At 60.3% G+C, this 22,742-nt stretch carries 21 protein-coding genes; 15 read left to right on the forward strand and 6 right to left on the reverse strand.

Annotated features, from left to right (window positions below; genetic code table 11):
- Positions 1–6: 6 nt before the first annotated feature.
- Positions 7–822: an ABC transporter ATP-binding protein gene (locus IF189_RS01075; RefSeq protein ID WP_192552694.1), complete on the reverse strand. Its 816-nt coding sequence runs from the start codon at positions 820–822 to the stop codon at positions 7–9.
- Complete coding sequence (locus tag IF189_RS01080) at positions 819–2,417, reverse strand: ABC transporter permease (RefSeq protein WP_192552695.1); 1,599 nt, start codon at positions 2,415–2,417, stop codon at positions 819–821. The genes IF189_RS01075 and IF189_RS01080 overlap by 4 nt, the downstream gene beginning before the upstream one ends.
- Positions 2,418–2,721: 304 nt before the next feature.
- On the opposite strand from IF189_RS01080, the gene IF189_RS01085 reads away from it, so the two are divergent.
- Complete coding sequence (locus tag IF189_RS01085; RefSeq protein WP_011331920.1) at positions 2,722–3,735, forward strand: ABC transporter substrate-binding protein; 1,014 nt, start codon at positions 2,722–2,724, stop codon at positions 3,733–3,735.
- Positions 3,736–3,774: 39 nt separating this feature from the next.
- On the opposite strand, the gene IF189_RS01090 is transcribed toward IF189_RS01085, so the two are convergent.
- Positions 3,775–4,695, reverse strand: coding sequence for a LysR family transcriptional regulator (locus tag IF189_RS01090; protein ID WP_039764497.1), 921 nt, complete (start codon positions 4,693–4,695; stop codon positions 3,775–3,777).
- A 180-nt stretch (positions 4,696–4,875) separates the two neighbouring features.
- Between IF189_RS01090 and IF189_RS01095 the strand changes: the two genes are divergently transcribed.
- Positions 4,876–5,796 (forward strand): TauD/TfdA dioxygenase family protein, encoded by a 921-nt coding sequence (locus IF189_RS01095; RefSeq protein WP_192552696.1) that lies wholly within the window; start codon positions 4,876–4,878, stop codon positions 5,794–5,796.
- 87 nt (positions 5,797–5,883) lie between these two features.
- On the opposite strand, the gene IF189_RS01100 is transcribed toward IF189_RS01095, so the two are convergent.
- Positions 5,884–7,494 carry an alkaline phosphatase family protein gene (locus IF189_RS01100; protein ID WP_192552697.1) on the reverse strand — a complete coding sequence of 537 codons (1,611 nt, stop codon included), beginning with the start codon at positions 7,492–7,494 and terminating at the stop codon, positions 5,884–5,886.
- 101 nt (positions 7,495–7,595) lie between these two features.
- Positions 7,596–8,540, reverse strand: a complete 945-nt coding sequence (locus IF189_RS01105) for a LysR family transcriptional regulator (protein WP_134825111.1) — start codon at positions 8,538–8,540, stop codon at positions 7,596–7,598.
- Positions 8,541–8,705: 165 nt separating this feature from the next.
- On the opposite strand from IF189_RS01105, the gene IF189_RS01110 reads away from it, so the two are divergent.
- The 13 genes from IF189_RS01110 (at position 8,706) to IF189_RS01170 (ending at position 21,458) form a co-directional block, all read left to right on the forward strand.
- Complete coding sequence (locus tag IF189_RS01110) at positions 8,706–11,066, forward strand: TonB-dependent receptor (protein ID WP_134825112.1); 2,361 nt, start codon at positions 8,706–8,708, stop codon at positions 11,064–11,066.
- A 23-nt stretch (positions 11,067–11,089) separates the two neighbouring features.
- Complete coding sequence (locus IF189_RS01115; RefSeq protein WP_192552698.1) at positions 11,090–12,433, forward strand: aryl-sulfate sulfotransferase; 1,344 nt, start codon at positions 11,090–11,092, stop codon at positions 12,431–12,433.
- A gap of 181 nt (positions 12,434–12,614) precedes the next feature.
- A complete protein-coding gene (locus tag IF189_RS01120) occupies positions 12,615–12,941 on the forward strand; it encodes a hypothetical protein (RefSeq protein WP_007952780.1) in 327 nt (108 codons plus the stop codon).
- 380 nt (positions 12,942–13,321) lie between these two features.
- Positions 13,322–14,134, forward strand: a complete 813-nt coding sequence (locus tag IF189_RS01125; protein ID WP_134825114.1) for an energy transducer TonB — start codon at positions 13,322–13,324, stop codon at positions 14,132–14,134.
- Between the two features lie 45 nt (positions 14,135–14,179).
- Positions 14,180–14,905, forward strand: a complete 726-nt coding sequence (locus IF189_RS01130) for a MotA/TolQ/ExbB proton channel family protein (protein WP_007952775.1) — start codon at positions 14,180–14,182, stop codon at positions 14,903–14,905.
- Position 14,906: 1 nt separating this feature from the next.
- Positions 14,907–15,308 carry an ExbD/TolR family protein gene (locus tag IF189_RS01135; protein WP_003220570.1) on the forward strand — a complete coding sequence of 134 codons (402 nt, stop codon included), beginning with the start codon at positions 14,907–14,909 and terminating at the stop codon, positions 15,306–15,308.
- Positions 15,309–15,476: 168 nt separating this feature from the next.
- A complete protein-coding gene (locus tag IF189_RS01140) occupies positions 15,477–16,058 on the forward strand; it encodes an alpha/beta hydrolase (RefSeq protein ID WP_134825115.1) in 582 nt (193 codons plus the stop codon).
- A 56-nt stretch (positions 16,059–16,114) separates the two neighbouring features.
- Positions 16,115–17,047, forward strand: coding sequence for a sigma 54-interacting transcriptional regulator (locus IF189_RS01145; RefSeq protein ID WP_134825116.1), 933 nt, complete (start codon positions 16,115–16,117; stop codon positions 17,045–17,047).
- A gap of 167 nt (positions 17,048–17,214) precedes the next feature.
- Positions 17,215–18,012, forward strand: coding sequence for a MetQ/NlpA family ABC transporter substrate-binding protein (locus tag IF189_RS01150; RefSeq protein WP_007952772.1), 798 nt, complete (start codon positions 17,215–17,217; stop codon positions 18,010–18,012).
- Positions 18,013–18,483: 471 nt separating this feature from the next.
- Positions 18,484–19,149: an amino acid ABC transporter permease gene (locus IF189_RS01155; protein WP_007918712.1), complete on the forward strand. Its 666-nt coding sequence runs from the start codon at positions 18,484–18,486 to the stop codon at positions 19,147–19,149.
- Entirely contained in the window at positions 19,130–19,789 is a 660-nt protein-coding gene (locus IF189_RS01160; RefSeq protein WP_065261360.1) for an amino acid ABC transporter permease, read from the forward strand. Before IF189_RS01155 ends, IF189_RS01160 begins: the two co-directional genes overlap by 20 nt.
- On the forward strand, positions 19,786–20,583 hold the full coding sequence (locus IF189_RS01165) for an amino acid ABC transporter ATP-binding protein (RefSeq protein WP_192552699.1): 798 nt from the start codon (positions 19,786–19,788) through the stop codon (positions 20,581–20,583). Before IF189_RS01160 ends, IF189_RS01165 begins: the two co-directional genes overlap by 4 nt.
- The gene (locus IF189_RS01170) at positions 20,580–21,458 is read left to right on the forward strand and encodes a transporter substrate-binding domain-containing protein (RefSeq protein ID WP_192552700.1); all 879 of its coding nucleotides are present in this window, start codon (positions 20,580–20,582) and stop codon (positions 21,456–21,458) included. Before IF189_RS01165 ends, IF189_RS01170 begins: the two co-directional genes overlap by 4 nt.
- On the opposite strand, the gene IF189_RS01175 is transcribed toward IF189_RS01170, so the two are convergent.
- The gene (locus tag IF189_RS01175; RefSeq protein ID WP_134825119.1) at positions 21,455–22,615 is read right to left on the reverse strand and encodes an AAA family ATPase; all 1,161 of its coding nucleotides are present in this window, start codon (positions 22,613–22,615) and stop codon (positions 21,455–21,457) included. The genes IF189_RS01170 and IF189_RS01175 overlap by 4 nt on opposite strands.
- Positions 22,616–22,742 lie beyond the last annotated feature (127 nt).

Raw genomic sequence — 22,742 nt, forward strand, 5'->3', positions numbered from 1 at the left:
TCCTGTTCAGCAGGCAATGAACGACAGCGGCAGATCACGGATCTGTACCGGCACGCTCGGTTGATAATGGTCATCACTGGTCAGTTCGTGCAGCAGTTCTTCGCGCAACTGATGGAAGTCGAAACTGCTGCGCTGGCGCGGATGGGGCAGGGCGATGTCCACCACCTGTTTGATCCGGCCGGGGCGCGGTTCCATCACCACCACGCGGTCGGCGAGGAAAATCGCTTCCTCGACATCGTGAGTGACCAGAATCGTGGTGATCTTTGCCCGCTCACGGATCGCCAGCAGTTCGTCCTGCATCTGCTGGCGGGTCAGCGCGTCTAGGGCGCCGAAGGGTTCGTCGAGCAACAGGATGCGTGGGCTCGCCACCAGCCCGCGAGCAATCGCCACGCGCTGGGCCATCCCACCGGAGAGTTGATGCGGGTAGGCGCGGGTGAAGTCGCGCAGGCCCACCAGCTCAATGAAATCGTTGACGCGATTCTGCTTTTCAGCGGCGCTCAGCGGCTCGTTGACCAGGCCCAAGCCGATGTTGTCGGCCACCGTCAGCCACGGGAACAAGCGGTGTTCCTGAAACACGATGCCGCGCTCGCCGCCAATGCCGCTGACGGCTTTGCCATCGACTGTGATCTGCCCGCGAAACTGCGTGTCGAGCCCCACCAGCAAGCGCAGCAAGGTGGATTTGCCGCAGCCGCTGGAGCCGACGATGGCGACGAATTCGCCCTCGGCGATGTCGAGGTTGAATTCGCGGATTGCCTCCAGTTCGAAACCGTCGACGTCGAAGGATTTGCCTACGTGGTTGAAGCTGACAATCGGTGCGTTCATGCGTGTCTCCAGCGGGTGGCGCGGATTTCCAGGCGTTGGCCAATGAGGTTGAGCAGGGTGCCGGTGAGGCCGACCAGCAGCATCCCGGCCATGATCAGGTCCATGCGCAGCAGTTGTTGGGCGCCGATCATCTGGCTGCCGATGCCGCCGTTGGACGGCATGAAATATTCGGCGCCGATGGTGCCGAGCCAGGCGTAGATCAGGCTCAATCTGAGGCCGGCGAAAATCCCCGGCGCAGCGCCCGGCAACACCAGTCGACGCAGGCGTTGGGCGAGGCTCAGGCGCAATACCTGCGCGGCTTCGTTGAGTTGCGGCGAAAGGTTGGCAACGCTGCGTTGAGTCGCGACAAACAATGGAAAGAAAGCGGCGAGAGCGACGAACACCCACTTCGCCAGTTCGCCCAGACCGAACCACGCGGTGAGCAGCGGCACCCAGGCGAAAATCGCGATCTGCCGCAGCGCGGCGAGGGTCGGGCCGAGCACCCGTTCGCTGGTACGCGACAGCCCCAGCAGCAAGCCCAGCACGAGGCCGAGGCCGCCGCCAATCAACAGGCCGCCGAGTGTGCGGCCGAGGCTCAGGGCCATCCCCGAAATCAACGTGCCGTCGAGCAATCCGTTTTTCGTCGCCTCAAGCACCGCCAAAGGGCTGACCAGAATGTTGGCGTCGACCCACTGCTGATCGACCGCCAGTTGCCACAGCGCAAACAACCCCAACGGCAACAGCCACGGCTGCACGCGCTGCCAGCCTTCGTAGCGCGGGCCGCGACGAATTTCTGCCGTGGCCGGATGCGGCCAGTGCACCAGTTTCCTGTCCAAAAGACCGATACCGCGATCCATCGCCACACCGATCAGGCCGATCACCACGATGCACACGAACACGATATCGAGCATGAACAGCTGCCGCGCCCAGACCATCAGGTAACCGATGCCTTCGCTGGAGGCCAGCAGCTCGACGGCGAGCAATGAAGTCCAGCCCGCGGCCAGCGCCAGACGTACGCCGGCCATGAATGCCGGGAGGGCGGCGGGCAGCACCAGTCGGCGGATCAGCAGGCGTGGCGGCAGACGTAAAACAGCGGCGGCTTCGCGCAGTTTCGGTTGCGCATCGCGCACGCCGACCAGGGTGTGCAAGGTCACCGGCACTACGATGGCCTTGACCAGCACCACCAGTTTCAGCGTTTCGCCGATGCCGAAAAACACCATGAACAGCGGAATCCACGCCAGCGTCGGCACCTGGGCCAGGCCGGCGAAAGTCGGGAAGATCAGGCGTTCGAGACGACGACTGAAGCCCAGCGCCGCACCGAGTACCGCGCCAGCGGCAACGCCCGCCAACAAGCCCCAGAACAACCGTTGCAGGCTGATCCACAAGTGACTCCACAACTCGCCCTGGGACAACTCGATCGCGCTGTTCCACACCAGCGATGGCGCCGGCAGGATCTGTTCGCTCATCCATTGATTGCGCGCCGCCAGCCACCACAGGGCGAACAGTCCGAGCGGCAATATCCAGGGTAAAACGCGTTGGCTCAGACTTGGCCAGGTGCGCCGGCTTTTCAACGGCGGTGCGGCCAGTGGCAGGCTGAGCGGGGATTCACGGGCCATGGGTGACCTCCGTTGTCGGGTTGGATCGTGTCAGCGGAATTAGCGGTGAACTAATCGTTATAAGTGAATTAAAAAATAATCATTTTGGAGATAAGCAGCGCCATTTAAGGCCTCCAGCCCCGCACGCATCCAATGCATTCGAAGAATATTTTCGATGCTCTCCATGCATACAGCTCTGCATGTCGCGACTTTGCTGGCTTAGCGTGAAAAGCTATAAAAATGTGCTTTTTAAGTATTTAAGCGCTGATACGGATTGTGCCTACTTTCGGCCTCTCAATGCCCGCCGTGATCAGGAGCCGCACCCATGAACCTTCCCTTCAAACGTGTCATCAGTCTGTTTGCCGCGCCGGCGCTGGCGGGCCTGCTGGCGTTCTCTGCCCAGGCCGACGAGCTCAAGGAAATCAGGATTGCCGTGCCTGATCTGAGCGCAGGCACCCAGCACAGCGGCGGGGGCATCGTGGACGTGCTGCGCGATCAGCAGATCTTCGAAAAGGCCTTCGCCGATCAGGGCATCAAGATTCAGTGGAGCTTCTTCAAGGGCGCCGGCCCGGTGATCAACGAGGCGTTCGCCAACGGCCAGGTGGATCTGGCTTATCTGGGGGATCTGGCGGCCATTATCGGCAAGTCCAACGGGCTGGATACACGGCTGCTGAGTGCCAGCGCCCGGGGTGTGAAGCAATACCTCGGCGTGGTGCCGGGCTCCGGGATCAAGACGTTGCAGGATCTCAAAGGCAAGCGCGTGGCGATCTTCCGGGGCACCGCGACCCAGTTGTCGTTCGATGCCGCATTGGCCAGCGTGGGCCTGAGCGAGAAGGACGTGAAGGTGATCAACCTCGATTTCAACGCAGCGGTAGCGGCTCTGGCGGCGAAGCAGATCGATGCGTCGTGGGGCAGCTCCGGGCTGACAGCATTGCAGGCCAAGGGTCTGGCCGAGTTGCCACTGAACACCAAGGATCTCGGTGGTGCCGGCAGTGTGCAGTCGGTGCTGGTGGGTACCGGCAAGTTTGTCGACGGGCATCCGGAAGCGGTGGCGAAGCTTCTGAAGGCGCAACAGCAAGCGGTGGAGTGGTTGACGCAGGACAGCAACAAGGACGCCTACGTGCAGCTTGTGTCGGGGCTGGCGAGTTATCCGCCGGTGATCCTGACCCAGGATCTTAAGGATCAGAATCTGAGTGAAGTATTCCCGTCGACACTCGATCCGCTGTTCCTCGAAAACCTGCAGGGCAAGGTCGATCTGGCGGCGCAGCAGAAGCTGATTCGCAAGCCGTTCAAGGTGAACGAGTGGGTGGCGCCCGAGCTGGCGGCGGCGAAGCTCTGAGTCATGCGGTCATTCCCGCGCAGAGCGTGGGAATGACCCTCAAACCGCGACGCTGATTTCCTGTTTATCCACTGCCACCAACGTCTCGATCATCGCCCGCGCCGCCGGTGACAGCCGGAATCCCGTACGGCTCACAATCCCGCACCGCGCATTCATGCTCTCCAGGTTCTGCGGCAGATTGCGCCAGTGCAGCAGCGCCAGCGAGCCCTGGGCGATGTCCTCGACAAACGCCTCTTCAGTGCCGACGCCAATTGCATTGGATTGCAGCACCACTTTCACCAGCGCTGGGAAATGCTCGGTCTCGATGGTCGGCGAAAAATCGATCCGCCCGCTGAGGTTCGCCAGCAGTTTGCGAATGCCCGGCGGGATCAGCGTGGTCGCCAGCGGGTAGTCGAACATGTCGTTGGTCGACAGGCTTTCCTTGGCCAGCAGCGGATGCCCCGGCCGGCAGAAAAATACCCCGCGCTTGGGTGTCAGCGGCTGGGTCTGGAAGTTTGGGTCGGATTCGAAATGGCGGATGTCGGCGATAAAGAATTCGATCTCCTCGCGGCTCAGGGCGCGGCTGAGCTTTTCCCAGTTATCCACCTGAAAACAGGTGCGCACTTTCGGGTGCGCATTGATGAATTGCGCCACCGCATCCGGCACCAGTTTCACCGCCGGCGCCGGGCCGCAACCGAAGTGCAGTTCGCCGGCGTCGAGCTTGGTCATCTGCGTCACTTCGGCGCTGAGCAATGCGGCGCCCTGCACCAGCGTCAGGGCGTGTTGCAACACCACCTGGCCTTCGGGCGTCGGGCGCAGGTCCTTGTTGCCGCGATCCACCAGCACACAGCCGAACTCCTGCTCCAGCCCTTGAATGCTGCGGCTGAACGCCGGTTGAGTGATGCCCATGGCATCGGCCGCGCGGACAAAACTGCGGTGTTCGTTGAGGGCGATGAAGTAGCGCAACTGGCGAAGATCCATATGCTTTTCCGGCATCCTAAAAATAGCTCGAAGGCATTTGCGACGAGGTTGCTTGAGGTTTTAAATGCAAGCTCTTATTCCGTCAACGAAGCATGTTAATATCTATTAGATGTAAATGGAATATAGATAGAGCGTTGTTTCGCTGCCGTCCAACCGCAAGCAGTCGATGAGGGTCTACCCATGAGCAATGCCGCACTCGCTGTAAAACCCGCTGTCCACGCGCTGGACATTCATCCGGTGGCCGGTCGTATCGGCGCCGAAATCCGTGGCGTGCACCTGTCCGGTGAACTGGATGCCGCAACGGTTGAAGCCATTCAACAGGCACTGGTGCAGTACAAGGTCGTGTTTTTCCGCGAGCAGACCCAGCTCGACGATCAACGTCAGGAAGCCTTCGCCCATCTGCTCGGCGAGCCGGTGGCGCACCCGACCGTGCCGTCCCGCGAGGGCACCCGGTACCTGCTGGAACTGGACGGCGCCGAAGGGCAGCGCGCCAACTCCTGGCACACCGACGTGACCTTCGTCGATGCCTACCCGAAAGCGTCGATCTTGCGCTCGGTGGTGGCTCCGGCGTTCGGAGGCGACACGCTTTGGGCGAACACCGCGACCGCGTACAACGAACTGCCGACTGAGTTGCGTGAGCTGGCAGACAAACTGGTGGCCGTGCACAGCAACGAGTACGACTACGCCGCCGTGAAGCCGGACGTGTCGGCGGAGAAGCTCGAGCGTTATCGCAAGATCTTCACTTCGACCGTTTACGAGACCGAGCACCCGGTGGTGCGTGTGCACCCGATCAGCGGCGAAAAGAGCTTGCTGCTGGGGCATTTCGTCAAGCGCATCAAGGGTTATTCACAGGCGGATTCTGCGCACTTGTTCGGGCTGTTGCAGAGCCATGTGATCCGTCAGGAAAACACCGTGCGCTGGCGCTGGAAGGCCGGTGATGTGGCGATCTGGGATAACCGTTCGACGCAGCATTATGCGATTGATGATTACGGCACTCAGGATCGCGTGGTGCGTCGGGTGACGCTGAAAGGGGAAGTGCCGGTCGGGGCGAATGGGCAGCGTAGTCAGACCATCAAGGGCGCTGAAATCGTCGGTGTCTGATCGGGCCTCATCGCGAGCAAGCTCGCTCCCACAGGTTTGCGGTGTACACAAATCCTGTGGGAGCTGGCTTGCCAGCGATGCTTTCAATCACCAAACGCCAATCTGCACCACTTTCTCTGTCTCCGGCTCCCCATAACGAAACCGTTGCCCCCGCAAATCAATCTCCTGATGACTGATGGTCGTGCGCCGCTTCAACCCGCGCACCCACTCGAACAGATACGCCACATGCTCCTCGCGCACCGCCGCATACGCCGGGTCCGCGCCCAGATCCTGCAGCTCCTGCGGATCATTCAACAGATCGAAAAGCTGCGGCCGGAAGCCGTCGTACGCCAGGTATTTCCAGCGTTCGCTGCGCACCATGGTCATGCGGCAACGGTCGATCGGCTGGCCCAGTCGCTCCCTTGCAGGGGCCTGGAAGGCGTAGTCGTATTCGCTGATCGCATAGCGGCGCCAGTCAGGGTTTTCACCGTGCAGCAGCGGAATCAACGAGCGGCCTTCCAGTCGATGATCAGCCCCCGTCACGCCCAGCGCTTCGAGAAAGGTTGGCACGCCGTCGATGGTTTCTGCCAGTCGATCCTCCACAGTGCCCCGCGTGACATCCGCCTCCGCACGCGGGTCGCGCACGATCAACGGGACGCCCACCGCTTGCTCCAGCAAAAACTCCTTCTCGCCCAGCCAGTGATCGCCCAGAAAGTCGCCGTGATCGCTGGTGAACACGATCAGCGTGTCTTCCCAGCGTCCGTTGCTCTGCAGGAAATCGAACAGCCGCCCCAACTGATCATCGACCTGTTTGACCAGGCCCATGTACGTCGGGATCACGTTCATTCGTACCGGGTCTTTGGAGAAATTCAGGCTTTCCTCATGCTGGCAAAAGGCCTGATAGACGGGATGGTCGCTTGGAGAGGCATTACGTACCGGTTCGAGAATCGATTTCGTACTGTACAAAGTGTGGTACGGCGACGGTACGATATAGGGCCAGTGGGGTTTGATATAGGACAGGTGTAAAAACCATGGTTTTTCACCTTGCTCACCGATGAAGTCGATGGCTCGATTTGTAGTGTAGACAGTCTCTGAATGTTGCTCGGGAATTCGCGCCGGCAGATGGGCATGGCGCATTTTCCAGCCGCTGAGGATTTCGCCGTTGTCGCCTTCGGCCGCGTTGGCCCAGTCGTGCCAGGGGTTACGCCCTTCGAAACCTTGCTCGCGCAGGTAATGGATGTACGGCGCGGATTCACGTTTGTCATCGAACAGCGGATCGTCGGGGAAGATGCCGTCGTGGCGAAAGTACGGCTCGAAGCCCACTTCGTTCAGCACTTCGGCCTGGGCGCTTTCAGGGTTGATCGCCAGCCGCTGCAAGGCATCCACGTTGGCCGTGGCGTGGGTCTTGCCGACCAGCGCAGTACGAATGCCGTGGGGGCGCAGGTAATCGCCGATGGTCAGTTCTTCCAGCGGCAGCGGCACGGCGTTCCACGCCACCTGATGGCTGCTGACATAACGCCCGGTGTAGGCCGACATCCGCGACGGTCCACAGATCGTGCCCTGGGTGTAGGCGCGACTGAAGCGCACGCCGGCGGCGGCCAGGCGATCGATGTTCGGGGTGTGCAGGTGCGGGTGGCCGTAGCAGGACAGGTAATCGCGGCGCAGTTGATCGCACATGATGTACAGCACGTTGCGCACGGGGTTTTGCGGGTTGGACATGGGGTTCACCAGTCAGGAAGACAGGCGAGGTTTTTCGCTTTCGGCGAGGGTGTTCGGCAAGTGCATTCGGGGAATGCTTGTGATGCATGAAACGCATGGGCTCAGACGGCCAGGTTTGCCAGCGAGCACACCTCCTCATCCACCGCATCAATCGCCTTGATCTGCTCGATCATCGCTTCGGCCAACGGCGACAGCCGATACCCGGTGCGGCTGACAATTCCGTAACGGGTGTAAAGCTCCTCCAGATCATCCGCCAACCCTTCGATCTTCAAGCACACCAGCTCTCCGCGGGCCTGATGCAGCGCATCCGAATAGGCACCGACGATGCCGATCGCATCCGAACGTAGCACCACGCCGAGCAGGCTGGCGCTGTTCTCGCACTCCACATTCGGGACAAAATCCGGCCGGCCACTGAGGTCGACGATGACCTTGCGCAGGTTTGGCGGACGAATGCTCACGGCCAGTGGATAACTCATCAATTGCTCGGCCGTGACCCGATCCGATGCGGCCAGCGGATGCCCGGCGCGACAGCAGAAATGCCATTTGCGTGGCCGCAACCGATGGGTCAGATAATCCGGATCCGCCTCGAAATGCCGGGTGTCGGCAACGAAAAATTCAAACTCTTCGCTCAGCAGCCGCTTGCTCAGGCTCTGCCAGTCATCGACCTGGTAATACACCCGCGCTTTCGGGTATCGGCCGATGAAACTGCCAATCGCCCGCGGGATCAATCCTGCCGCCGGTGCCGGGCCGCAACCGAAGCGCAACTCCCCCGCCTCCAGCCCGTTGAACTGACTGATCTCGTTGGCCATTTGCTGTGCACCACTGACCAGCCGTCGCGCATGTTCAAGCAGCACCTGGCCCTGTTTGGTCGGCGGCAATTCCTTGCGTCCGCGATCCACCAGCTGGCAACCGACGCTGTGCTCCAGCGCCTGAATGCTGCGGCTGAATGCCGACTGCGACAGGTTCACCGCCTGTGCGCCCGCGACGAAGCTGCGCTGTTCGGCGAGGGCGATGAAGTGTCTGAGCTGGCGCAAGTCGATATGCATTTTTCACATAAAAAATATCCGGGAAATGCATTGGATATGCATTAGGTCGACTCCTTATAAAGGCAATCTCTTATGCAGTAAATCTTTGTAAAAATATAAATAAATAACTTTAAAGAATATGCAGCATGGAAGAGGTCTGCATGTTTTTTGACCAGGAGCCGCCCCATGAGTCCGTTGAACCTCGCTTCACCGCCGCCGCCACGACGGCTCAAACGTCTGCCCCTGGCCCTGTTGCTGGCGGGGAGTGCCAGCTGGAACCAGGGTTACGCCGACGAAGCCCAGACCCCTGTCTCGGCACCGGCAGGCAAGACCGCGACCGCCACGTCGCAACTGGAAACCGTGACCGTTACCACTCGCCGTCGCGAAGAAAGTTCGCAGGATGTACCGACGCCGATGAGTGTGGTCAGCGGTCAGACCCTGGAGACGCAACGGGTCTATCGCATCCAGGATCTGCAGCAACTGGTGCCCAGCGTCAACGTCGCCTACATGCATGCGCGCCAGTCCAGCGTTTCGATTCGCGGTCTGGGCAACAACCCGGCCAGCGATGGCCTGGAAGGCAGCGTCGGCCTGTACATCGACAACGTGTATCTGGGCCGTCCGGGGATGGCGGTGTTCGACCTGATGGACATCGAACAGCTGGAAGTCCTGCGCGGGCCGCAGGGGACGCTGTTCGGCAAGAACACCACCGCCGGGGTGATCAACATCAGCACCCGCGCGCCGAGTTTCACTCCGGAGCGCAGCATCGAAACCTCGGTCGGCGAGGACGGTTATTTCCAGACCAAGGGCACGCTTTCCGGGCCGCTCAACGATCAACTGGCCGGGCGCATTTCCGCCTATCGCACCCGCAGTGACGGCGACATCAAAAACGAATTCAACGGTCATGACTTGAACGGCGGCTCCCGCGACGGCTTCCGTGCGCAGCTGTTGTTCAAGCCCAACGAAAACTTCAATTTGCGCTGGATCGGTGATTACAACGAAGAGGATTCCAGTGCCGGAACCCGCGTGCTGTACAACACCGGGCCGACCATCAACGGCGTCAACCTCTATCAGTCCCGGGCCAATGCGGCCGGCGCGACACTGGTCAACGGCTCGCACCGCAAGGTCAATCTGGACAACGACCAGCACGTCACGGTGCATCAGGGCGGCACGTCGGTGGAGGCCAACTGGACGCTGCCGAGCGACTTCACCCTGACCTCGATCAGCTCCTATCGCTACTGGAACTTCACCCCGGCCAACGACGATGGCCTCAACGTTGCGGCAACCTACAACGCCGGCGTGTCGGTGGAGGACAAGCAGTACTCGCAGGAATTTCGCCTGGCGTCGCCCAAGGGCGAGTTCTTCGATTACGTGCTCGGCGCGTATTACTTCGGCTCGGATCTGGACAACAAATCGTTCGCCTATTACGGCCCCCAGGCAGACATCTGGAACGGCACGCCACGGGGTGCGTTGGCCAACGTCGGCAGCGTCGGTCGCGGCCACATCCAGACCGACAGTTTTGCGCTGTTCGCCCAAGGCACCTGGCACCTGACACCGCGTCTGGATTTCACCGCCGGGGTGCGCGGCACCTATGAAGAGAAGAACGCCTGGGTCAATCGCGATGCGCCGGTCGGTGGCGCCGCTGTCACGGGGGCCGCAGCCACTGCACGACGCGGCCGGACCGGCGCCTACGATTCCGGCGATCTGAATCAGTACAGCTCCAGTCCATCCGGATTGCTCAACCTCAGCTATCGCATCACCGATGATCTGCTCGGCTACGCCACGCTGTCCCACGGCGAGAAATCCGGAGGGGTCAACCTCGTGGTCGGCTCGGCTCCGACCGCTGGCGCCGATTCGTTGCTGATCGGCACCGAGCGCGCCAACAACGCCGAACTCGGCTTCAAGAGCACCCTGTGGGATCGCCGCCTGCAACTCAACGCCAACCTGTTCTGGACTCAGGTAAACGCCTACCAGACCAATGCCTACGACGACGTCAATCGTGTGCAATACCTGACCAACGCCGGCTCGGTGCGTTCGCGAGGTGTGGAATTCGAAAGCACCGTGATTCCGCTTCGTGGTCTGACGTTGAACTTCAACGGCTCGTTCAACGACGTCAGTTATCTCTCGTACAAGGACGCGCCGTGCCCGCCGGAAGTCAGTCTGGCGCCAGGCGCTCCGGCCTCTTGCGACCTCAGCGGTCATCAGGTCGTCGGTGCCTCGAAATGGATCGGTAACGCCAACGGCAAATACGAATGGAATCTGGCCAACGGGCTGCAACCTTACGTCACCGGCAGTTATGCATTCCGCTCCAAAGCGGTGGGTACGGTCGAGGATTCCGACTACGGCCAGATCCCGAGCTACGCGGTGGTCAATCTCTCCACCGGCCTGCGCGGCGATTTCAATCAGGGTCAGTGGGACGTTTCGCTGTGGCTGAAAAACGCCTTCGACAAAACCTACTACACGACCCTGTGGACCGGCGGCAACGGCGGCTATGAAGGCCTGCTCGGTACGCCGCGCACCCTCGGCGTCACCGGTCGCTACGACTTCTGATCGATCCCTCAAGGAGCTGCATCATGTTGCGCATCAAAACCGCTTTACCGGTGTTGTTGTCCGGCGCAGTGCTCAGTGCCGGGGCGCTCGCCGCGCCCAGCGTCTACCCCACCGGGGTCACTCGTTACGACCCGGACAAGGCCTTCAATCAATATGTAATCTTCAGCGGTGCCGACAAGCAGACGCACCTGATCGACATGAACGGCAACGAGGTCAAGAACTGGCCCCAGGCCGGATTCCCGTCGGCAATCATCGATCCGAAACTGGTCGGTGGCGAGCGCGGTCACGTCCTTCTGCAACTGAGTGAAAAGGATCCGGGCAAGCTCGGTTCCGCCGGCAACGGCCTTGGCAATCAGAGCATCGGTGAGCTGGACTGGGATGGCAAAGTCGTCTGGCAGTGGGGCGAGAAAGCGCCCGGTGGCGCGGCGCAACAGCATCACGACCAGCGTCGTCTGAGCAACGGCAACACCGTGGTGCTGGCGAACAAGGTGCACAAGGTCAAAGGCTTCAAAGTGCCCGAGGTGATCGACGATGCGATCTACGAAGTCAGCCCCACGGGCGAGGTGAAATGGCAGTGGCTGGCGTCGGATCACTTGAACGAATTCGGCTTCACCGCCGAGCAATTGAAGCTGGTTCGCGCCAGTGAAAATCCGGATTACCTGCACATCAACAACCTCAGCCTGGTCGGGCCGAACAAGTGGTTCGATGCCGGCGACAAACGCTTCCATCCGGACAACCTGCTGCTCGATTCGCGCAACGCCAATTTCATCGCGATCATCGACAAGCACAGCGGCAAAGTGGTCTGGCGCCTGGGGCCGAACCTGCCGCTGGCCAACCCGAAAACCGCGCAGCAGATTCCGCGTCCGGTGGACCAGTTCGTCGGTCAACATGACGCGCACATCATCCCGGCCGGACTGCCCGGCGCCGGCAACCTGCTGGTGTTCGACAACCAGGGTTCGGCGGGTTACCCGAACGTCACGCTGGGGCTGATTTCCGGCTCGCGGGTGCTGGAAATCGACCCGGTGAAAAACGAAATCGTCTGGCAGTACAGCGCCGCCAATTCGAAGCAGCCGGGGTGGGCGTTCTACAGCTCGTTCATCAGCAGCGCGCGGCGTTTGCCCAACGGCAACACACTGATCGACGAGGGCATGAACGGGCGGTTTTTCCAGGTGACGGCCAGCGGCGAGAACGTCTGGGAATACGTCAGCCCCTATTTGGGCAAGGCACCGGGCAGCGACGCGATCAGCAACTGGGTCTATCGGGCTCTTCCTGTGAGTTATGACTGGGTGCCGGCCGGAACGCCGCGCTCGGAGACAGCAGTGATTGCGCCGGCCATTGGTGTGCAACAGACCCATGCCAGTCGTTAGTTATCAGGACTCTTCCGAATCGAAATAAGTTATGACCGACATGAATAGTGCATATAGCAATATCGTTGAAAAGTCGCGTGGACAATAAGTAAATGTCCAACCATTCTGAGTGTCGTGAGTTTCCAGGAGGAAACTTGCTCTCATCGGAAGACACTTATCCAACGATAAAGGAAATCTCGTTATGTCGAGCATTAATGGCAACTATGTAAACGCTAACGCTGGCGCCAAACTGACGATTACCGATGGCAACGACTCCAACGGCACCTTCAGCGGCAAATTCAGCCAGAACGGCGTGAACTACGACATCGCGTACGGTCACTACCACTTCCAGAACAGTACCGGGCAGCCTACGATCATTACTTTCGCGGCTCTGAATGACGGCACTGGCTATCAGTCCTGGACCCTGTTCTCGCCGGATCACAACTACTCGAAAGTTCGTGCGGTGGGTTCGCGCACCAACTTTGACGGTGATGTAGTCGGTCTGGCCGGGGAGTTTGTGAAGCAATAAGAAATTCTGTAAGTCGAAGGCCGATGCATTAAATATGCATCGGCCTTTTTATTTGCCTCTTGAAAAGTTCGTCAACTATCACCTTGGTATTAGTTGTCACTGAATGCCGGGGCGTCGAAAACCCGATGCCTTGGATGAATACTTTTTATGCCGGGAAAGCATGTCGATTCCGGCGAATCGCTGGAAGCCTTGCGGGCCGTGGCTTTGGTGGAAATGATCGTTTCTTATATTCCATAAGCGTCTATTCATAACATGAAAGATTACTTTCGGAGATAAGCTTCCAGCCCCAATGATTGACCCATCGATCACGCCGTGGGGGATTCAACAAGCGGCGAATCGGCTACGCGAAAAAACGCAAAGAGACCGCAGGGAGTAAATCAATGGGCAATGTCCAGACCGCCGCCAGTGCACAGGAGGTGCTGTGGCGCCAGGCGCCGAGCGGCGAGTTGGTCGATCTCGGCCGCCCCCATCGCGTGCCGTTGGGGCAGCTGCGTTTGCAGCGCGCGCCCAAGGGCATTCTGAGCCGCCGCGAAACGATTCTGCTCGGCGTTCTGGCGCTGGTGGTGCATGGCGCGGTGATCTACTGGATCAACCAGCATCCGACACCGGCGCTGCCGATCGTGCCGCCGGAAATTCCACCAATGACCATCGAATTTTCGCGCCCGGCACCACCGGCACCCCCCGTGGTTGTACCGCCGCCACCGGCACCTGTGGTCGAGCCACCGCCACCGGTGGAAGACGAACTGGCAACCAAGCCGCCGCCAAAACCGAAGCCGACTCCCAAACCGAAACCGGTCGCCAAACCGGTACCGAAGCCGGCGCCCAAAGCGGTCGAGCAACCACCGGCTCCGCCACAACCGGCCGCTCCGGTCGCCGCGCCAGCGCCACCTGCACCACCGGCGCCTGCTCCGGTTACCCCGGCCTCGGCCAATGCCGCGTACCTGAAGAACCCGGCGCCGGAATACCCGTCGCTGGCCCAGCGGCGCGGTTGGGAAGGCACGGTGTTGCTGCGAGTGCACGTTTTGGCCAGCGGCAAACCGGGCGAGATCCAGATTCAGAAAAGCAGTGGCCGGCAACAGCTCGACGACGCGGCGCTGGACGCCGTGAAGCGCTGGAGCTTCGTGCCGGCCAAGCAGGGTGATGTCGCCCAGGACGGCTGGGTCAGCGTGCCCATCGATTTCAAGATTCACTAAACCGAAACCAAATTCGCGCGAAATGTTTACACGAGGGAACACATCATGACGTTACTGGCATCTCCACTGGAATCCATCGAAAGCGCGGTGATCTGGCTGCTGGTGGTTTTTTCTGTCGCCACTTGGGGTCTGGCATTGCTCAAGGCACTGCAGTTCGGTCGGTTGAAGGCGCAGGACCGCAAATTTCACAAGCGCTTCTGGGCGGCGTCGAGTCTGGACTCCGCCGCCGAGTTGAGCGAAACCCAGCCCGGCGCGGCAGCGCGGGTGGCACAGGCCGGTTATGCGGCGATTCAAGTGGGCGAGGCGCCGCAGGCCAATGACCTGAGCCAGGCGATCAACCATCAGGATCGCCTCGAACGTGCCTTGCGCCAGCAGATCGTCCGCGAGCGTCGTTCGCTGGAAACCGGTCTGGCGGTGGTCGCGAGTATTGGCAGCACCTCGCCGTTCATTGGTCTGTTCGGCACGGTGTGGGGAATCATGGAAGCGTTGAAAGGCATCAGCGCGGCGGGCTCGGCGAGCCTGGAAACGGTCGCAGGGCCCATCGGTGCAGCGCTGGTCGCCACCGGGGTGGGGATCGCGGTCGCGGTGCCGGCGGTGCTGGTTTACAACTACTTTTTGCGTCGTCTGAAACTGACGGCGGCGGACCTGGACGACTTTGCCCACGACTTCTACAGCCTGGCGCAAAAGAGTTCGTTCCGCGTGCTGATTCACCCGACCGCGCACAAGGCTGCGGCCCAGGGCAACGCAACAAAAGTGAAGGAGGCGTCCTGATATGGCCTTTTCCACGCAAGACAGCGACGAGGTGCTGAGCGAGATCAACGTGACGCCGCTGGTGGACGTGATGCTGGTGCTGCTGGTGGTGTTCATCGTCACCGCGCCGCTGTTGACCAACGCGATACCGATCAACCTGCCGAAGACCGAAGCGGTGGCGCCGGTCGAGCAGAAAGACCCGTTGGTGGTAAGCATCGACGGTGCAGGAAAACTGTTTATCAACAAGGACGAAATCCAGCCGGATCTGCTGGAGTTCAACCTCAAGTCGGCCAAGGCCAAGGACCCGGAAGTGCGCGTGCAATTGCAGGCGGACGACGGGGTGAATTACGGCGAAGTGGCGCGAGCCATGGCTTCGATTGAGCGGGCGGGCATCACCAAACTGTCGGTGATCACTGCACGATAAGGGTTTCACGTTTTTCCGGGGCCGTCTCCTTGGCAGGGTGCGGCCCCTTTTTTGTCTGAAACTTAATATTCTTTTCAGGTCTTAATAAATAGCTTCTTATTCCTTAACGAATATAAATCCCGTCCCTATACTCGTTCAGGAACAGACACGACGCAGGAGAGCTCCCCCATGCGCAACGAATCAATCCGCTATCTGATTGTGCCGGGCTGGCAAGGATCGCCAGAAGATCATTGGCAAAGCCACTGGCAGAACAGCCTGCCGAACAGCGCGCGGGTGGAGCAGGCCGACTGGCTGACGCCGCGTCGTGAAGATTGGGTCGCCGCGCTGGCCGAGGCGATTGCCGCCGACAGCACGCCGGTGATTCTCATCGCTCACAGCCTGGGTTGCATCACTGTGGCGCACTGGGCGGCTACCGCGCCGCTGCAGCATTTGCGTCAGGTACGCGGTGCGCTACTGGTCGCGCCGGCGGATGTGGAGCGTCCGGCCTGCGTGCCGGCACTGCGCAACTTTGCACCGATTCCGAGCGACCTGCTGCCGTTCCCGAGCCAGGTCGTCAGCTCCGACAACGACGCCGCCGTCAGCGCCCCGCGTGCGCTGGAACTGGCGCGCAACTGGGGCGCCGAGGCGGGAATTCTCGCGGGCGCCGGCCATATCAATGTGAAGTCCGGGCATCAACGCTGGGAGCAGGGATTCGCTTATCTGTATCGCCTGCAAAACCGCATGGAACACCACGCCCGGCGTCGCGCCTGACCATTTTTATTTTTTCAACGCCCCCGTCTCCCGGCGATTTGGGGCGGGAGTCTGCCATGAGTTTCGAAACCTTCGGTCAGCCGTTGCTGACCTTTCCCGATGCGGAAAAAAGTCCCCTGAGCATTCGCGCCAAGGCGCTGGTGTTCGTCGATCCACGCTCGCGCCAGTTGCGCGAGGAAATGGCCCGACTCGCACCGCGCTCGATCTCGGTGCTGATTCGCGGCGAGACAGGCACCGGCAAGGAATTGCTCGCCCGCCACATCCACCGCGCCAGTGATCGCAGCGGCTTGTTCGTCTCGGTCAACTGCGGGGCGATCAGCCCGACCTACGCCGATGCCGAACTGTTCGGCTACGCCGCCGGCAGTTACAGCGGTTCGGCCAGCAGTCGCGCCGGCTGGTTCGGTTCGGCCAACGGCGGCACCTTGTACCTGGACGAGATCGGCGACCTGCCGCTGCCGATCCAGATCAAGTTGCTCGCCGCGCTGGAAAACCACGAAGTCACCCGAGTCGGTGCCCATCAACCGAGCCCGGTGGATGTGCGACTGGTTGCTGCGACCAGCATCGATCTGGCGCAAGCGGTGGCGGCGGGGAAATTCCACGAGCGCCTCTATCACTATCTCAGCGAAGGGCATCTGGAACTGCCGGCGTTGCGGGCGCGGGTCGGTGACATTCTGTCGCTGGCCGAGTACTTCCTCGGTATTTACAGCCAGCGCCTGGATCTGCCGGTGCCGCTGATCAGCGAAGCGGCGCAGGAGGTGCTGGAGCAACACAGTTGGCCGGGCAACACCCGGGAGCTGGAAAACGTCATTCACTTTGCGCTGCTGGTGAGCACTGGCGATGAAATCCTGCCGGAGCACCTGAACTTGCCCGAGGTGTCTGGGTCGCTGGTTCAGATCGAACGTCAGGTGGCGAACATCAGCGCCAAAGGGACTGCCGGGGAACGTAAGGCATTGAAAGAATTACTGTTGAGCCTGAGCGAGGCTTTGTAACCATTTTGTTCAACATGAACAAAATGGAATATGAAGCTGAATAAACGTTATTGTCCGGGAATAAAAAATCCCGGTATTGTCCGACTCACGCCAGCAGTAGCACATCGCTGGCACACGTATTAATGCCGTCGTCGATGACGACCGTGATTTTCGACTAAGGACACTGCATGAAAAAGGTTCTGTTGTTTACCGCATTGGCGGCTGCTCTGACTGCTTCTCTGGCCCAGGCCGGCGAAAAACTGGTGGTCGCCGCGACCCCGGTTCCACACGCCGAGATCCTCGAGCTGATCAAGCCGACCCTCGCCAAAGAAGGCGTGGATCTGGAAATCAAGGTCTTCACCGACTACGTACAGCCGAACGTGCAGGTGGGCGAGAAGCGTCTGGACGCCAACTACTTCCAGACCCTGCCGTACCTGAACAGCTTCAACCAGGGCAAATACAAGGACGACAAGGCCAAGTACCTGGTGACCGTGCAAGGCGTTCACGTTGAACCGTTCGGTGGTTACTCGAGCAAGTACAAGACCCTGGCTGAACTGCCGGACGGCGCCACCATCGCCATTCCGAACGAAGGCAGCAACAGCGGTCGTGCCCTGATCCTGCTGCAGAAGGCTGGCCTGATCGAGTTGAAAGACCCGAAAAACGCTCTGGCTACGCCGAAAGACATCGCCAAGAACCCGCACAACTTCAAGTTCAAGGAACTGGAGTCGGCCCTGCTGCCGCGTGTTCTGAAAGAAGTCGACCTGGACATGATCAACACCAACTACGCGCTGGAAGCCAAGTTGAACCCGACCAAGGACGCTCTGGTGATCGAAGGTGCCGATTCGCCTTACGTGAACTTCCTGGTCGCCCGTGAAGACAACAAGAACAGCGACGCCATCAAGAAACTGGCCGCTGCCCTGACCAGCCCTGAAGTCAAAGCGTTCATCGAGAAGAAGTACAACGGCGCGGTATTGCCGGCGTTCTGATCTGACGCAGCAACACAACCCCTTCAGGTATGAAAACGCCGATGGCCAGTGATGGTCATCGGCGTTTTTGTGTGTGCAGGTGAGGGTGTCTTTAAGCTCAGGCTATCCCGGTCTTCAACGCCCGGCGCAACGCCACCAACAATTTCACGATTTCCTGCGGATCCAGTCGCTGCGGCACTTTTACGTCCATGTTCTCTTCCTTGTTATGGGTTCGGCCGGGGGAGTCTGGCCAAAAGCTGTTCGTCCTTGGAGGGCTTTTATGCAAAAAAGATCCGTCCTACAGCGCTGGGGACAATAGCCTTCCTCCTTCTTCCCGGCAAACCCGTCGATTAGTTTTTTGCGTGATATCAATATGCTTTAACGGTATTTAAATTCTTCTTTTTATACCTTTAAAGTCGGTGCCTGCAGGACAGCTACCCGCTGTCCATGGACTGCACCACCGTCGCTTACCGAGCGGCGTCAGGATGTTTCATGACCTTTGATTACGCATTTATCCTCAGCACGTTGCCGGCGTTTCTCAAAGCCGTGGGCGTGACGCTGCAGGTCGGTTTGATCGCCATTGGCACCTCGTTGCTGGTAGCGCTGCTGAACGCGACGATTCTGGTGTTCCGCACGCCTTACCTGCAAAAACTGGTCGGGCTGTATGTGGAGCTGGCGCGCAACACGCCGCTGCTGATCCAGCTGTTCTTCGTCTACTTCGCCTTGCCGGCCTTGGGAATCAAGGTCTCCGGTTTCACCGCTGCGATTATCACCATGACGTTTCTCGGCGGCGCCTACCTCACCGAAGTGCTGCGCGCCGGCGTCGATGCGGTGCCCCAGGCGCAGCTTGAATCGGGCCGCTCCATCGGCCTGTCTCACGGCCAGTTGCTTCGCTACGTGATCCTGCCGCAAGCGGGGATCCTCAGCCTGCCGTCGCTGTTCGCCAATTTCATTTTCCTGCTCAAGGAGACCACCGTGGTCTCGGCCGTGGCGGTGCCGGAGATTCTCTACACCACCAAGAGCTACATCGCGCTCTACTACAAAACCTACGAAATGCTCGCCGTGCTGACGCTGATCTGCGTGCTGTTGTTCCTGCCGCTGTCGCTGCTGTTGAGCCGTCTGGAAAGGAGGCTCCAGCATGGCCAGTTCGGGTCTTGAACTGCTCTGGGTGTCGTTGCCGCAATTGGCCAAAGGCGCGGGGCAAACCCTGTCGATCTCGTTCCTCAGTATTGCCATCAGCACCGTCGGCGGCGTGCTCTACGGTGTGCTGCGCACGCTCAACGTGACGTGGCTGAACGCGGTGCTGCGGATCTATCTGGAACTGTTCCGGGCGATTCCGGTGCTGGTCTGGTTGTACCTGCTGTTTTTCGGCCTGCCGATTTTCTTCGGCCTGAGCCTGCCGAGCTTCTGGTGCGCGGTGCTGGTGCTGTCGTTGTGGGGCGCCAGCGAGGTCGGCGAAGTGGCGCGTGGTGCGTTGCATTCGTTGCCGCGCGGGCAGCGTGAAGCGGGGTTGTCCATCGGCCTGAACGCGGCCCAGCTCTACGGCTACGTGCTGATTCCCCAGGCGCTGAAACGTATGACGCCACCGACCATCAACGTCTACACGCGGATCATCAAGACCAGTTCGCTGGCGGTGCTGATCGGCGTGGTGGATGTGATCAAGGTCGGCCAGCAGATCATCGAGCGCACATACGAATCGGTGCTGATCTACGGCGCGCTGTTCCTGTTTTTCTTTTTCATCTGCTACCCGCTGTCGGCCGCCTCGCGTGTGCTGGAGCGGCGCTGGACGCAAGCATGAGCGCATTGATCGAGTTTCAGGGTTTCAACAAATTCTTCGGCGAACAGCAGGTGCTCAAGGGCATCGACCTGCAAGTGAAGTCCGGCGAAGTCATCGTCATCCTCGGCCCCAGTGGCTGTGGAAAAAGCACGTTGTTGCGGTGCCTGAACGGTCTGGAAGTTGCCCACGGTGGCAGTCTGAAATTCGCCGGCCGCGAGCTGCTGGACAAGGCCACCGACTGGCGCGAAGTGCGTCAGCAGATCGGCATGGTGTTCCAGAGTTATCACCTGTTCCCGCACATGAGCGTGCTCGATAACTTGCTGCTCGGCCCGCTCAAAGTGCAGAAGCGCGAACGCCGCGAAGCACAGCAACAAGCCGAGGCGTTGCTCGAGCGCGTCGGCCTGTCGGACAAACGCGACGCCTTCCCGCGCCAGCTCTCCGGCGGCCAGCAGCAACGCATCGCCATCGTTCGCTCGTTGTGCATGAACCCGCGAGTGATGCTCTTCGACGAAGTCACCGCCGCCCTCGACCCGGAGATGGTCAAGGAAGTGCTGCAAGTGATTCAGGGCCTGGCCCGCGAAGGCATGACCCTGTTGATCGTCACCCACGAAATGGCCTTCGCCCGCGCGGTGGCCGATCGCATCGTGTTCATGGATGCCGGGCGCATCCTCGAACAGAACCCGCCCGAGCTTTTCTTTACGAACCCGCAAACCGCACGCGCGCAGCAGTTCCTGGAGAAGTTCTCCTACGTCGAAGCCTTGCCTTCAACGACTTCGCCCACAACGACTCAAACCAAGGAACCGGAACTGCCATGAAAACTGCCAAAGCCTTATTCGCATTACCGCTGATCAGCCTCGCGTTGCTGGCCGGCTGCAACAAGACCGAAGAACCGGCCAAGCCGAAAGTCGCCAGCGAAAGCACTGCGCCGGCGGGTTACCTGGACAAGATCAAGGCCCGCGACAAACTGATTGTCGGCGTGTTCACCGATAAACCGCCGTTCGGTTTCGTTAATGAAGCAGGGCGCTATGTCGGCTTCGATACCGACATCGGCCGTCAATTCGCCAAGGATCTGTTGGGCGACGAAAACAAGGTCGAGTTCGTGGCCGTGGAGCCGGCGAGCCGCATTCCGTTCCTGCAAAGCGACAAGGTCGACCTGATCCTCGCCAACATGACCGTGACCCCGGAGCGCAAGGAAGCGGTGGAGTTCACCAACCCTAACCTCAAGGTCGCGGTGCAGGCGCTGGTTCCGCAGGGCAGCGACGTGAAGAAGCTGGATGACCTGGCGACCCGCACCACCATCGTCACCACCGGCACCACCGCCGATATCTGGCTGACCAAGAACCACCCGGACTGGAAACTGCTGAAGTTCGAGAAGAACTCCGAGTCCTTGCAAGCCCTGGCCAACGGCCGTGGCGATGCCTACGCCCAGGACAATCTGGTGTTGTTCAGCTGGGCCAAGCAGAACCCGGGCTACCGCGTGCTGGAGGAAAAACTCGGCGCCGAAGCGCCGATTGCACCGGCGGTGAAGAAGGGCAACATCGAATTGCGCGATTGGGTGAATACCGAACTGGCCAAGCTTGGGGAAGAGAAATATCTGCTCAAGCTGTATGACCAATATGTGCGTAAAGAACTGAGCGATGACACCAGGCCTGAGAGTGTGATTGTCGAAGGCGGGAAGTGGCAGGGCTAATCAGGCCAGTTCCACGCCGGCTCATCCAGCACCCTCTGCCCGACAACGCCTGTCTGGCCGAGGGTCTTCTCCAGCACGATGCAATTGCATTCCTCATCTTCCTGCAACGCCGAAATCAATCGCCGTGCATGTGAAACCACCCACACCTGACACTCCTGCGAAGCACGGATGATCAAGCGCGCCAGCGCCGGCAACAGGTCCGGATGCAGACTGGTTTCCGGTTCGTTCAGCACCATCAGCGAAGGCGGGCGCGGCGTCAGCAGCGCGGCGACCAGCAGCAGATAACGTAACGTGCCATCCGACAATTCCGCTGCCGACAGCGGTCGCAACAACCCTTCCTGAAAGAACTCGATGGCAAAGCGTCCGCCGGCCAGCGGTGCGATGTTCAACCGTGCGCCGGGAAACGCGTCGCTGATCGCTACCTGCAAGGCCTCGGGGTCACCGATTTCGATGATGGTGCGCAACGCCGCCGCCAGATCGCGGCCGTCGTGATGCAGCACCGGCGTGCGCGTGCCCAGTTGCGGCTGGCGCACCGGGGCGTCGGCGTCGCTGCGAAAGTGATCGTAGAAGCGCCAGCGGCGGATGAACTCGCGCATCTGGAACACTTCCGGCGAAGTGCGCAGGCTGCCGACCTGATCGAACAGGCTGTCGAAGTTCGGCGTGTGCTGCGCCAGCACATCCCAACTGCGGCCGTCACGGCTGCGGATCATCGGCCCGTTGCGGTCCACCAGCAGGCTGGCCGGTCGATACAGCGGCCCGGCCCAGACGCATTCCTTTTTGATTTCCGGGTCGAGGGAAAAGAACGAAAGGCTCGGTTCGGGCAAGCCCAGCGCAATCGAATAACTGAAATCTTCCCCGGCAAAACCCAGCCTCAGACGTTTCACGCTCTGGCGCACGGTGGACTGGATTGGCACTTCTCCGTTGCGCATGCGCCGGCTGATGGATTCCGGCCCGGCCCAGAACGTCGATTCCAGCCCGCCTTCGCGAGCCAATGCATTGACCACGCCGCCCTGAGCGGTTTCCGCCAGCAGCCGCAGTGCCCGGTAGAGGTTGGATTTACCGCTGCCGTTGGGGCCGGTGATCAGGTTCAGCCGACCCAGTGGAATCACCAATTTATTGATCGAGCGGTAATTGGCCACCGCGAGGGTCTTGAGCATGAAAATCCTTCCTGGGTGCTCCGGAATCCGGGTCAGGATACCTGCTGCACATAAATGCATATATCGCCCGGACGAAGGTTGAACCCTGTTCTAAGCTCACAGTCGTATCGTCACTTGCACGTTCGTA

The organism is Pseudomonas sp. IzPS59 (genome assembly GCF_014863505.1).
Lineage (GTDB): Bacteria > Pseudomonadota > Gammaproteobacteria > Pseudomonadales > Pseudomonadaceae > Aquipseudomonas > Aquipseudomonas kribbensis.